The 12000-nt window shown below is 72.3% G+C and carries 14 protein-coding genes; 4 read left to right on the plus strand and 10 right to left on the minus strand.

What is annotated here, in order from left to right; genetic code table 11:
* Nucleotides 1-15: 15 nt before the first annotated feature.
* From OO60_RS10470 to ctaD, 3 genes are all read right to left on the minus strand, one after another.
* On the minus strand, nt 16-795 hold the full coding sequence (locus tag OO60_RS10470; protein WP_004560441.1) for an aminoacyl-tRNA hydrolase: 780 nt from the start codon (nt 793-795) through the stop codon (nt 16-18).
* The gene (gene serB / locus OO60_RS10475) at nt 792-2021 is read right to left on the minus strand and encodes a phosphoserine phosphatase SerB (protein WP_004560439.1); all 1230 of its coding nucleotides are present in this window, start codon (nt 2019-2021) and stop codon (nt 792-794) included. Before serB ends, OO60_RS10470 begins: the two co-directional genes overlap by 4 nt.
* Before the next feature lie 118 nt (nt 2022-2139).
* Complete coding sequence (gene ctaD / locus OO60_RS10480) at nt 2140-3927, minus strand: aa3-type cytochrome oxidase subunit I (protein ID WP_004560437.1); 1788 nt, start codon at nt 3925-3927, stop codon at nt 2140-2142.
* Between the two features lie 135 nt (nt 3928-4062).
* Between ctaD and OO60_RS10485 the strand changes: the two genes are divergently transcribed.
* On the plus strand, nt 4063-4878 hold the full coding sequence (locus OO60_RS10485; RefSeq protein ID WP_004560435.1) for a phosphotransferase: 816 nt from the start codon (nt 4063-4065) through the stop codon (nt 4876-4878).
* Here OO60_RS10485 and OO60_RS10490 read toward each other — a convergent pair.
* Entirely contained in the window at nt 4866-5627 is a 762-nt protein-coding gene (locus OO60_RS10490) for an alpha/beta fold hydrolase (protein WP_004560433.1), read from the minus strand. The two genes, OO60_RS10485 and OO60_RS10490, sit on opposite strands and share 13 nt — an antisense overlap.
* Between OO60_RS10490 and OO60_RS10495 the strand changes: the two genes are divergently transcribed.
* Nucleotides 5626-6165, plus strand: a complete 540-nt coding sequence (locus OO60_RS10495; protein ID WP_004560431.1) for a GNAT family N-acetyltransferase — start codon at nt 5626-5628, stop codon at nt 6163-6165. The two genes, OO60_RS10490 and OO60_RS10495, sit on opposite strands and share 2 nt — an antisense overlap.
* Before the next feature lie 33 nt (nt 6166-6198).
* Here OO60_RS10495 and OO60_RS10500 read toward each other — a convergent pair whose 3' ends face one another.
* The 3 genes from OO60_RS10500 to OO60_RS10510 form a co-directional block, all read right to left on the minus strand.
* The gene (locus OO60_RS10500; RefSeq protein ID WP_033261270.1) at nt 6199-6507 is read right to left on the minus strand and encodes a hypothetical protein; all 309 of its coding nucleotides are present in this window, start codon (nt 6505-6507) and stop codon (nt 6199-6201) included.
* 199 nt (nt 6508-6706) lie between these two features.
* Complete coding sequence (locus OO60_RS10505) at nt 6707-7807, minus strand: NAD/NADP-dependent octopine/nopaline dehydrogenase family protein (protein WP_004560427.1); 1101 nt, start codon at nt 7805-7807, stop codon at nt 6707-6709.
* 92 nt (nt 7808-7899) lie between these two features.
* The gene (locus tag OO60_RS10510) at nt 7900-9024 is read right to left on the minus strand and encodes an alkaline phosphatase family protein (RefSeq protein WP_004560425.1); all 1125 of its coding nucleotides are present in this window, start codon (nt 9022-9024) and stop codon (nt 7900-7902) included.
* Between the two features lie 131 nt (nt 9025-9155).
* Here OO60_RS10510 and OO60_RS10515 point away from each other — a divergent pair, with 131 nt between their 5' ends.
* The gene (locus tag OO60_RS10515; protein ID WP_004560423.1) at nt 9156-9365 is read left to right on the plus strand and encodes an FmdB family zinc ribbon protein; all 210 of its coding nucleotides are present in this window, start codon (nt 9156-9158) and stop codon (nt 9363-9365) included.
* On the opposite strand, the gene OO60_RS10520 is transcribed toward OO60_RS10515, so the two are convergent.
* Entirely contained in the window at nt 9362-10480 is a 1119-nt protein-coding gene (locus tag OO60_RS10520; protein ID WP_004560421.1) for a trans-sulfuration enzyme family protein, read from the minus strand. The two genes, OO60_RS10515 and OO60_RS10520, sit on opposite strands and share 4 nt — an antisense overlap.
* Nucleotides 10481-10538: 58 nt before the next feature.
* Between OO60_RS10520 and OO60_RS10525 the strand changes: the two genes are divergently transcribed.
* On the plus strand, nt 10539-11015 hold the full coding sequence (locus OO60_RS10525; protein ID WP_004560419.1) for an Lrp/AsnC family transcriptional regulator: 477 nt from the start codon (nt 10539-10541) through the stop codon (nt 11013-11015).
* A 2-nt stretch (nt 11016-11017) separates the two neighbouring features.
* Here the strand turns inward: OO60_RS10525 and OO60_RS10530 are convergent, their stop codons facing one another.
* Together OO60_RS10530 and OO60_RS10535 are read right to left on the minus strand one after the other, a co-directional pair.
* Nucleotides 11018-11542, minus strand: coding sequence for a P-loop NTPase family protein (locus tag OO60_RS10530; RefSeq protein ID WP_004560417.1), 525 nt, complete (start codon nt 11540-11542; stop codon nt 11018-11020).
* Nucleotides 11526-11990 (minus strand): Lrp/AsnC family transcriptional regulator, encoded by a 465-nt coding sequence (locus tag OO60_RS10535; RefSeq protein WP_004560415.1) that lies wholly within the window; start codon nt 11988-11990, stop codon nt 11526-11528. Before OO60_RS10535 ends, OO60_RS10530 begins: the two co-directional genes overlap by 17 nt.
* Nucleotides 11991-12000: the final 10 nt, after the last annotated feature.

Raw genomic sequence — 12000 nt, forward strand, 5'->3', positions numbered from 1 at the left:
CCCCCTCCAACCGGGTCAGGAAGCCGCTTGTTCCGGCTCCCACTGGGCAAGAACCGTGATCGTGCCCGGGTCGACCTCGGTGAACCCGGCGTCCCGCACCGCGATCACCCGGTCGCGCCGCCACGCGCCCTCGGGGTCGTCGCCCGGGTGCAGTTCCTTCCACTGCACGGGGCTCGCCGTGCGCACGGCGACCCGGAAGCCCCGCTCGGCCCAGGCGGCCCGCTTCGCGTCGTCCAGCAGCGCAGCCAGGATCATCGTCGCGTGGCCGACCTGCGCGGCGGCCTTGCCGACGGTCATCGGCACGTGCGGGTTGAGCAGCAGCAGCGGCACGCCGTTCGGGAGCGGGCCCGGCTCGTCAGGCGGCAGTTCGCTGCCCGAGATCTGCAGCCGCGCGACGTCCTTGGGCGTCTCGGTGACCAGGCCCGGCACGAGGGCGCGCGCCTGGGCGCCGTCGACCTCGACGGTGATGCCCGGCAGGTCCTGGACGGCCGCCCAGTGCGCGCCCCGCGCCCGCCGTGCGACCTTCCGGATCCGGTTGTCCAGCCACGCGTGCATCGGTTCGGCCCACTCGCCGCCGGGCTGCGAGCGTTCGTCGAGACACACCGCGAGCGCGGCCGCCGCCGCGGCTTCCAGCAGCGGCGTGCGGCCGGGCGGCTCGGCCCGCTCGATGCGGAGGATCACCGGCATCGCCCGGACTTCCCCGGGGAGCTCGCCGGAGGTGTCCGAGGTGTCTTCGGCCGGGAGCCCCAGCCAGAAGGCGTAGCGGGCGCCCAGGGGGTCGAGAACGCTGCTCACGGACGCATCAGCTCGAGCCCGTCGGCGGCGTCGGCCGCTTCGACCTCGCCACGGGTGAGGCCGAGCACGAACAGCACGGCGTCGAGGTACGGGTGCGACAGCGCGGTGTCGGCCACCTCGCGCAGCGCGGGCTTCGCGTTGAACGCGACCCCCATGCCCGCGGCCGACAGCATGTCGATGTCGTTGGCGCCGTCCCCGACCGCGACGCACTGCTCGAGCGGGATGTCGTACTCGGCGGCGTAGCGGCGAAGCACCTTCGCCTTGCCCGCACGGTCGACGACGTCGCCGACGACCTTGCCGGTCAGCTTGCCGTCCACGATCTCGAGCTCGTTCGCCGCCGCGAAGTCCAGGCCCAGCTCTTCCACCAGGCCACCGATGACCTGCGTGAAGCCGCCGGACACCACCCCGGTCTTGAACCCCATCCGCTTGAGCGTGCGGATCGTCGTGCGGGCCCCCGGGGTCAGCTCGATCGTCGCGGCGACCTCGTCGATCGCCGTGGCGGGCAGGCCCTCCAGCAGCGCGACCCGGCGTTCCAGCGACTCGGTGAAGTTCAGCTCGCCGCGCATGGCCGCTTCGGTGATCTCGCGGATCTCCGGTTCGACGCCGGCGTGCGCGCCGAGCATCTCGATGACCTCGCCCTGGATGAGCGTGGAGTCGACGTCGAAGACCACCATGCGCTTGGCCCGGCGCGTGATCCCGGCCCGCTCGACGGCGATGTCGACGCCGACTTCGACGGCGGCGTCGGCGAGCTCAGAGCGCAGGGCGGCGTCGGCCTCGGGCGTGTCCCGGTCGACCGAGACGTACAGCTCCAGCCCGGTCACGGGGTAGTCGGCGACGCTGCGGATCGCGTCGATGTTGGCGCCGAGCGCCGCCAGCCGCCGGGCGACCTCGGAGAAGCCGCGCGCGGTGACCGGGCGGCCGAGCACGACCAGCACGTGGGTGGAGTCGCGGCGGCCGAGCGCGAACGGGTCTTCCCCGATCGCCGAACCGATCTTGACGTCGACGTGCATCCCGACGGACGCCATCGCCTGCTCGACCGACTCCTGCAGGCCCTCCGGGTCGCGGTAGACCCCGGCGAGCACCCCGAGCACGAGCTGCCCGCGGATGACGACCTGTTCGACGTCGAGCACGTCGACGTCGTGCCGGGTCAGCACGGCGAACAGCACGGACGAGACACCCGGCTTGTCGGGGCCGGTCGTCGTGATCAGGACGGGGGTCTGGGTCACTCTCGTCATCCCTCGTTCGGCAACGCTGCACGATCAGTCTGCCGGTCCGGGGTCGAACATAAGTAGAGCGCGTGCCCGGCTTCACATAAGCCGGGCACGCGCTCCACTCGATCAGGGGTTACTTATCCCCTTGCTCACTCGCGTTGTCGTTCGAGTGATCACCGGGGATCACCGCTTCCGTGAGCAGCTGCGACGGCGCCGCGTGGCTGTTGACCTTCTGCTTCCCGAAGAAGCCGATCTCGCCTTCCTTGTGGATGCGTTCGAGCATGTGCGGGTAGTGCAGCTCGAACGCGGGCCGCTCGGAGCGGATCCGGGGCAGCTCGGTGAAGTTGTGCCGCGGCGGCGGGCAGGAGGTCGCCCACTCGAGCGAGTTGCCGTAGCCCCACGGGTCGTCCACCGTGACGATCTCGCCGTACCGGTAGCTCTTGAAGACGTTCCAGATGAACGGCAGCGTCGAGGCACCGAGGATGTACGCGCCGATCGTGGAGATCGTGTTCAGCGTGGTGAAGCCGTCACTGGTCAGGTAGTCCGCGTACCGGCGCGGCATGCCCTCGGCACCCAGCCAGTGCTGGACGAGGAACGTGCCGTGGAAGCCGATGAACGTGGTCCAGAAGTGCCACTTGCCGAGCTTCTCGTCCATCATCCGGCCGGTGATCTTCGGGAACCAGAAGTAGATGCCGGCGAAGGTGGCGAACACGATCGTGCCGTAGAGCACGTAGTGGAAGTGCGCGACGACGAAGTAGCTGTCCGACACGTGGAAGTCGATCGCCGGCGCGGCCAGCAGGATGCCGGTCAGGCCGCCGAAGAGGAACGTGACGATGAAGCCCATCGAGAAGATCATCGGCGTCTCGAAGGACAGCTGGCCCTTCCACATCGTGCCGATCCAGTTGAAGAACTTGATGCCGGTCGGGACGGCGATCAGGAACGTCATGAAGGAGAAGAACGGCAGCAGCACGGCGCCGGTGGCGTACATGTGGTGCGCCCACACCGCGACCGACAGGGCCGCGATGGCCAGCGTCGCCCAGACCAGGCTCTTGTAGCCGAACAGCGGCTTGCGGCTGAACACCGGGAAGATCTCCGACACGATGCCGAAGAACGGCAGCGCGACGATGTACACCTCGGGATGGCCGAAGAACCAGAACAGGTGCTGCCAGAGGATCACGCCGCCGTTTTCGGGGTCGAACACGTGCGCCCCGAGGTGCCGGTCCGCCAGCAGGCCCATCAGGGCCGCGGTCAGGATCGGGAAGGCGAGCAGGATCAGGATCGACGTCACCAGGATGTTCCAGGTGAAGATCGGCATCCGGTACATGGTCATGCCCGGCGCGCGCAGGCAGACCACGGTGGTGATCATGTTGACCGCGCCGAGGATGGTGCCGAGACCGGAGACCACCAGGCCGGAGATCCACAGGTCCGCGCCGACGCCCGGCGAGTGGATGGCGTCCGACAGCGGGGTGTAGGCGAACCAGCCGAAGTCGGCGGCGCCACCCGGGGTCAGGAAGCCGGAGATCACGATCAGGCCGCCGAAGAGGTACAGCCAGTACGAGAACGCGTTCAGCCGCGGGAAGGCGACGTCCGGCGAGCCGATCTGCAGCGGCAGCACGAAGTTCGCGAAGCCGAAGAGGATCGGGGTCGCGTACAGCAGCAGCATGATCGTGCCGTGCATGGTGAACAGCTGGTTGTACTGCTCCTGGGACAGGAACTGCTGCCCCGGCCGCGCCAGCTCGGTGCGGATCAGCATGGCCATCGCGCCGCCCGCCATGAAGAAGGCGAACGACGTGACCAGGTACATGATCCCGATCTGCTTGTGGTCCGTCGTGCGGAACAACCGCAGCAGGTACGAACCCTTGACCGACTCGCGCGCGGGATACGGGCGCGTCGCGATCGGCTTGGGGGCTACGGCCGTCACTCCTGCCTCCAACACTGAAACCTTGTGGTGGTCATCGTCGCGCCACCGGGGGTCGGGAAGGCCCGATCCGGCGGCTTAGGGGGATCGTAGCCCTCGCTACCGACAGTCGCGCGCACCGGCTGGCAAGATCGGGCCGTGGCCGACGACTACACCCGCGCGGCGGTCCGCGCGGCCCGCGCCGTGACCGCCCGGCTCGGCCTGCCCGACCAGGACCCCGACGTGCTCCACGAGCGGTCGAACGTGCTGGTGAGACTGGGTCCGCTGGTCGCGAGGGTGCCCGCGACGACCCGGCTGCTCCGGCCGGAACCGGCGGCCTGGCTGGCGCGTGACGTCGCCCTCTCGCGGTTCCTCACGGACCGTGGTGTGCTCGTCGTCTCACCCTCGGCGGATCCCCCGGCCGGGCCGCATTTCGCGGACGGCCTGCCGGTCACGCTCTGGCACCACACCCCGCACGATCCGGCCCACCGGTACGCCCCGGACGTCGTCGCGCGATCGCTCGCCGAACTGCACGCGGCCCTGCGCGAGTACCCGGGCGAGCTGCCCCGCCGCGGGCCGCTGGACGACCTGGACCGGCTCTTCGGCCGGTACGACCTCGACCCCCGCCTGCGTGCGGAAGCCGCGCGCGTCGAAGCCGGGCTGCCGGGCGTCGCCGTCCAGCCGCTGCACGGCGACGCGCACCCCGGCAACCTGATCGCGACCGCGGCCGGGCCGTGCTGGCTGGACTTCGAGGACACCTGGCTCGGGCCGCTCGCCTGGGACCTCGGCATCCTGGGCCGTCAGGGCGGCCCGGAGTACCTGGCCGCCTACCCCGGCTCCGCGTCCGACGACGCCCTTCGCGCGTACACGCGGTTGCGCGAACTCTTCGCCGTCGCCTGGCGCTTCGTGATCGCCCGGCGGTTCCCGGACCGCCTTCCCGAAGCCCGCTCGGCGCTCGACGCCTACTTCTCGTGAGTCGCCGGGTACCAGGACAGGATCGCTTCGACCACGCCCGCGGGGTCCTCCAGCGGGGTCAGGTGACCGGCGCCCGCGAGCACGACCAGCGTCGAGCCGTCCATGACCCCGGCCATCGCGCTCGCCGCCGCCACCGGGGTGATCGGGTCTTCTTCCCCGACGACGACCAGCGCGGGCACGCCGGCGTCCCGCAGCAGGTCGAGGGAGTCCGGCCGGGTCCGCAGGGCCAGCGCCGTCCAGGCGATGCCGGCGGGCGGCTGCGATTCGATCATCCCGCGGACCGTCTCGACGAGCTCGGGACGCTGCTCCCGCATCGATTCCGCCAGCAGGGTGGGCAGGTTCCCTTCGGCCAGCCAGGTCGCGGTGCCCTCCCGTTCGACGCGGGCCGCGACGTCGAGCCGGGTCTGCGCGGCCTCGGGCGTGTCGGGCGTGGCCTTGGTGTCGATGAGCACGAGCCCGCCGACGCGTTCCGGCGCGAGCCGCAGCACCGCCATGGCGAGGTAGCCGCCCATCGAGCAGCCGCCGAGCACGACCCGGTCCAGTTCCAGCCGGTCGAGCAGGGCGACGACGTCGCGGGCGGCGTCTTCCAGGCTCGGTTCGCGATCGGTCTCCGGCAGCGGCGAGCGGCCGAGCCCGCGCTGGTCCGGGGTGATCACCCGAAGGTGTGAAGCGAGGGGCTCCCGCACCGCGTTCCACATGCGGGAATCCAGGGGGAAGGCGTGGAGGAGGACCAGCGGCAGTTCGGTCATGCGCGTCATTTTGTCGGACCCCGCCGCTAGCTTGGCCGACGTGTTCACCGACATCGAAACCGACCGGCTCCTGCTGCGTCCGCTCCACGAGGCGGACCGGCAGGCGATGGTCGACATCCACACCGACCCGCGCACCAACCGCTTCCACCCCGACCCGCCCGACGTCCCGCGCGCGTCGGAGATGTTCTCGGGGTGGCTGGCGCACTGGGCCGAGCACGGCTTCGGCTACCCCGCGGTCACCGAACGCGGCGGCACCGAGGTGATCGGCACGTGCGGCGTGCGGCTCCGCGAGTTCAACGGCGAGAAGGTGCTCAACCTCGGCTACCGGTTCCGGCCGTCGGCGTGGGGCAAGGGGTACGCGGTCGAGGCCGGCCAGGCGGTCCTCGGGTGGTGCGCGCGCGAGCTGCCGTCGGTGCCGGTGCTGGCGAGCGTGAGCATCGCGAACAAGCCGTCGCTGAGGGTGGCGGAGCGGCTCGGCTTCACGGAGTACACGGAGGAGCTGTACGAGGGCGCGATGTCGCGGCACTACCGGCGCTGAGGCCGGGCGCTGTTTGACAACTCCAGAGCGAAGTCACCAGCGGCGGGAGGGCCGCCGCCGGGCCCGCGCTTCCCAGCAGGCCCGGTGCCAGTGCCGCCGGTCGGCGACCGAGCCGGTCTCGTCGGCCGGCCAGACGACGAGGTGCGGCGTCCCGGGCCGGATCTCGTGGTCGCACCCGGGGCAGCGGTAGACCTTGGTGGCCTGGCTCCCGGGCACCGTCCGCACGAGCCAGTCCCCATCGGTGCCGGACTCGGCCCTGGCCCACCCGGTGGCGGCACCGAGCTCCCGCTCGGGCGGCGGCCCACCGTCCGAGCGGCGGCCGGGACGGTTGCGTCGTGGCACCCCCAAACGGTAACCGCGCCCCCACCCACCCCCGCGAGTCGTCCCCCTGGGTACGCGAGTCGTCCCTCCAGGTACGCGAGTCGTCCCTCCAGGTACGCAAGTCGTCTCTCCAGGTACGCGTGATGCCCCGCCAATCACGTGAGATGCCCCCTCAATCACACGTGATGCCCCTCCAATCACGCGTGATGCCCTTGTCGGCTCAAGCAGCCCGGTCCGCCACCCGCTCCCCGGACCGCAGCCGGCCCAGGATCGCCTCGTGGCCGAGGCCGTCCCAGCCGAGCCGCCGCAGGGTCCGGCCCGTCCGGCGGAAGTCCTCGCCGCCGAGCACCGACATGATGGTGATCGCTGCGTCGACCATCGGCGTCGCCACGCCCGCACACCGCGCCAGTGCCTGCAGCGGGACGAGCGTCGACCGGATGTCCTCGGTCAGGAAGCGGTGGTCGAGGCTGGTCGGCGCGGCGATCGTCCGGTACGGCTCCACGGTCCGCAGCGCGTCGAGCAACGTCGTGGCCGGGCAGCCGTAGTACCGGTCGAGGACCTCCGTCATGGGCAGCAGCCGGGCGCCGTAGGCGTGCGCGACGGCGGCGAACTCGGCCTCGGTGCGTTCGAGCAGGGCGACCGTGCGCCGCGAAACGCCTTCGACGTAGAAGAGCAGCTCCTCCGCCCGGTCGATGGTGCCCAGGTTCGCGAGGGCGATCGGCACGTGCGCGACCGCGCCGAAGTCGTGCAGGCCGCGCTCCACCGGGTTGCGCGCGAGCTCCAGCATCGGGAACCACTCGCGCAGCAGCCCGGCGTGCCGGCCGACGGCGGCCTCGGTGCAGCCGGAGATCAGGTTCCACCCCTTGACGCCCAGCACCGTGACACCGCCGGTCCCGGACGGCCGGGCGGCGAACAGCGCGTCCGTCTCCACGACGTCGACGTCCGGCGCCCCGGCGGCGGCGAGCGCGTGGGCGAACTCGACACTCCCGCACAGCTTGCTGGAGAACAGCACCACGACCTGCCCCGGGTGCAGGTGCGGCGCGAGCCGGGCGGCGACCTCCGGATAAGCCGTGGTCACGGTGGCGACCAGGACGACGGCCCGCGCGGCCATCCCGGCCGGGTCCGCGGTCACCTCCCGCAGCGGGAACCGCCCGTCGAGCACCCCGTGCGCGACGATCTCCCGGCGGCGCGCGATCTCCCCCACCGCCGCGAGGTCCCGCGTGTACAGGTGCACGGGCAGCTCCCGCGCGGCGAGGTAGGCCGCCACGGCCCGTCCCTCGCCGCCCGCCCCGACGACCCCGATCCCGTCCAGCACGCTCATTCCGCCCACTCCCGTCAGTCCGGTACGCAGTGGACAGGTCGGCACCGGGACGGCGAAAGTTCCCGCCGGAGCACGTTCCCGGAAACCGGGGGTCAGCCCTGGGCGAGCGCCAGCGGGACCAGCTGTTCGGCGGTGGTCAGCGAGCCGTGCTGGCCGATCAGGGACGTCTCGACGGCTTCCGCGAGCCCCCGCACCATCCCGAACCGGCCGCGGGCCGCGGCGACGACGTCACCGATGCGCGGCAGCACCCGGTCGCTGACCGTGTGCCCGAACCAGCCCTCGGCGACGGCCTCCTCCCGCGAACGCACCCAGGCCCGCTCGCCCAGCACCGCCCGCCAGGCCGCGAGGACGTCGGCGGCCGCGCCCGGCTCGGTGTAGACGTGCCGGGCCCGGACCTCGCCCCCGAACGTGCGAACGCCGGACAGCAGCTCGGGGACGTCTTCGAGGTCGAGCTTGTCGTCGACGGTCACCATTCCGTGGTCGGCCACCACCGCGAGCAGCGCGCCGGGCGGCAGACCGTCCACAAGGGACTCGACGAGCCGGTCGACCTGCCGCAGCTGCATCCGCCAGGCGGCCGAACCGGGGCCGTAGACGTGCCCGAGCAGGTCGAGTTCGCTGTGGTAGGCGTAGCAGAACGCCCGCCCGCCGAGCACCGACAACGTCCGCGCGGCGAGGTCGCCCAGCGCGTGCACCCCGGCGTACTGCGCCCCGCTCTGGGTGGCCAGGGTCAGTGCCGTGTCGCGGAACTTCGCCGCGGACACCACCGCGGCGTCGATCCCGGCCGCGGCGGCCCGCTCGAACGTCGTCGGCAGGGGCTGCACCTCGCGGGGCGGGAGGGCGCCGCGCAGGTCGCTGCCGTCTTCGTGGCTGCACCAGCGCAACGCGTTGAGCACGCCCGTGCCGGGCATTTCGAAGGTGTAGCCGACCATGCCGTGCTCGCCCGACGCGAGCCCGGTCCCGATGGCCGCGACGCCGGCGGCCGTCGTCGAGGGGAAGCCGACGCGCAGCGGCTCGCGGGCCAGCTCGGCCAGCACCGGGGCGTCCGCGGCGTGCTCGGCGAGCAGCTCCCAGCCGAGCCCGTCGACGAGCAGGACGCCGGCGCTGCGCACCTCCGGCAACGCCAGCGTGTTCACGCAGCCGGGCACCCCGAGCGCGGCGAGCAGGGACGGGACGACCTGGCCGAGGTGCGGGACGTCGGCGAGCGGAGGCGGCTGCACGCGCCCAGCTTCCCACCGGCAGGTCCGGGCAGCCGAGCGGCGGCGCCGGAAACCACCGCTCGGCGTTCCGGCCCGGGCGCGACCCCGGACCCGGGCTGTCCCGGCCGCCCGTTTCCGGCGATAATCACGGCATGCCGACCTACGCCTACCGCTGCCGCGAGTGCACCGAGACGTTCGAGCTCCTGCGCCCGATGAGCGAATCCGGCGCACCGGCGACCTGCCCGGATGGCCACGCCGACACCGTCAAGCTGCTCACCACCGTCGCCCTCACCGGGGCCGCGAGCGGTCCCGCGGCCCCGGCCGGCGGCGGTGGCTGCTGCGGAGGCGGCTGCTGCGGCTAAAGCGCCTTCAGCGCCTGCTCCAGATCGGCCCACAGGTCCTCGACGTCCTCGAGCCCGGCGGACAGCCGGATCAGCTGGTCGGAGACGCCGGCGTCGTGGCGGTCGCCCGCGTCGACGATCCGGTGGCTGATCGAACCCGGGTGCTGGATCAGCGTGTCGACGCTGCCGAGGCTGACGGCCGGGGTGATCAGCCGGACCGCGCCGATCAGGGCGTGCGGGTCGCCGTCGACCTCGAACGCGACCAGCGGGCCGCCGATCCGCGGGTAGTGGACGGCGGTCACGGCCGGGTGCTCGCCGAGGCGCGAGGCCAGCGTCGCCGCCGTCGCGGAGGCAGCGTTGACGCGCAGCGGAAGCGTCGAAAGCCCGCGCAGCAACAGGTATCCGGCGAGCGGGTGCAGCACGCCGCCGGTGGCGAAGCGGATCTGGCGCAGGCGCGCGGCTTCTTCGGCGTCGCACGCGACGATCCCGCCCATCACGTCGCCGTGGCCGCCGAGGAACTTCGTCGCGCTGTGCAGGACGATCCGGGCGCCGTGGTGGCCGGGGCGCTGCAGGACCGGCGTGGCGAACGTGTTGTCCACCAGCAGCGGCACCTCGCCGCAGGCACGGGCCAGCTCGGCGATGTCGGCCTCCGCCAGCGTCGGGTTCGCCGGCGTCTCGACGAACACCAGGCCGGTGTCCGGTCGCAGCGCGGCGGCGACGGCGTCGGGCGCGGCCCACGTGACCTCGGTGCCGAGCAGCCCGGACTCGAGCAGGTGGTCGCTGCAGCCGTACAGCGGGCGGACGGCGACGACGTGCCGTTTCCCCTGCGCCACCGCGGAAAGCAGGCAGGCCGAGACGGCGGCCATACCGCTGGCGAACGCGACACCGTGCTCGAAGCCCTCGAGTTCGGCGAGGGCCCGCTCGAACCGTTCGACGGTCGGGTTGCCGACCCGCCCGTAGATCGGCGGGCCGTCGAGCTCGGCGCCGGCGGCGAAGGCGTCGATGCGGGCGGCTTCGGCGGCACTGTCGCGGGACGGGTAGGTCGTGGACAGGTCGAGCGGAGCGGCGTGCACGCCAAGGTCCGTGAGATCGTCACGGCCGGCGTGGACGGCTCGCGTGCGCAGCGAGGAGGTCATGCCAGCATGGTCGAGCTTTCGCCGGGCCGGGAGCAACAGCCTCGGATATCATTCGCCGATGTCCGCATCCGTCGAACTGAGTCCGGTCGACCTCGAAATTCTGCGGCTGCTGCAGAACGATGCCCGGATCACGAACAAGGACCTGGCGGCCGCGGTCGGCATCGCGCCGTCGACCTGCCTGGACCGCGTGGCCCGGCTGCGGGACACCGGCGTCATCACCGGCCAGCACGCGTCGGTCGACGCGGCCAAGCTGGGGCGCCCGCTGGAGGCGTTCCTGTTCGTCCAGGTCCGCCCGCACCGGCGGCCGCTGGTCGACCCGTTCGTGGCGCACCTGCTGTCCCTGCCGGAGGTCCGCGCGGTCTACCACCTGACCGGGCCGGACGACTTCCTCGCGCACGTGGCGACCAGCTCGGCCGGCGAGCTGCAGCGCCTGGTCCTGGACGAGCTGACCGCCCGCGACGAGGTCGCCCGCGTCCACACGAACCTGGTGTTCCAGCACTGGAGCGGCGGCCCGCTGCTGCCACCGGAGGCCTGACCTCAGAGGCTGTCGAGCCAGCGGCGCGTCTCCCGCGGTGATGTCAGCCGGACGACGGCCGGGCCCGGTGACTCGGCGGCCCACGCCCGGATGCGAGCGCGCTTGGTCGCGAACGACGTGAAGTGCCAGCGGATGATCGAGTCCGCCGAAAACACCTGGCGGACGGACTCGACGTTGCCGTTGCAGATCCGGCGCCGGGTCAGCGTCCTGGCGAACGTCCGGCGCACCAGGCGGCTCAGCGAAAGCCAGCGCGGGTAGTCGAGGCCCACCACCAGCTGGGTGCGGGCCAGCACGATGTCCCGCCACTTGCCGTAGGCGGCGTCGAGGACCCAGCGTTCCCCCGCGCACACCTCGGCGATGCGGCGGCGCTGTTCCTCGTCGGGGACCGGGACCCAGCCCGGCTGCCAGCTGAGGTCGTCCGCGGAGTGGTAGGGCAGGCCGGTCCGCTCGGCGATCCGGGCCGCGAGCGTCGACTTGCCCGAGCCGGTCACGCCGTAGACGAGGATGCGGTCAGGCATCGAGGTCACGGGCGGGCTCCCGCGGTCCGCGGTAGGGCAGGGTCCGGCTGTAGACGAGGTTCGTGGTCGTGCTGCCGAACTGGGCCAGCTCGTCGACCGTCCGCTCGAGGTGGGCCATCGAGGCCGCGGCGATCTTGAGCGTGTAGCAGTCGTCGCCGGTGGTGCGCAGGCATTCGAGGATCTCGGCGCGCTCGCCGAGCAGCTTGTGCAGCGGCTCGTGCCGGCTGCCGGGGTACTTGAGCCGGACGACGGCGAGCACCGGGTAGCCGGCCTTGCCGAGGTCGATCTCCGCGTGGTAGCCGGTGATGACGCCGGCCCCTTCGAGCCGCCGGAGCCGTTCGGTCGCCGCGGACGCGCTGAGGTTCACGCGGCGGCCCAGCTCGGTGAGCGGCAACCGGGCGTCGCGCTGGAGCTCGGCCAGGATGGCCCAGTCCGTCGGATCGAGACTCTCGGTCATGGGCCGAAGA

This window comes from Amycolatopsis vancoresmycina, assembly GCF_000716785.1.
GTDB classification, from domain to species: Bacteria; Actinomycetota; Actinomycetes; order Mycobacteriales; family Pseudonocardiaceae; genus Amycolatopsis; species Amycolatopsis vancoresmycina.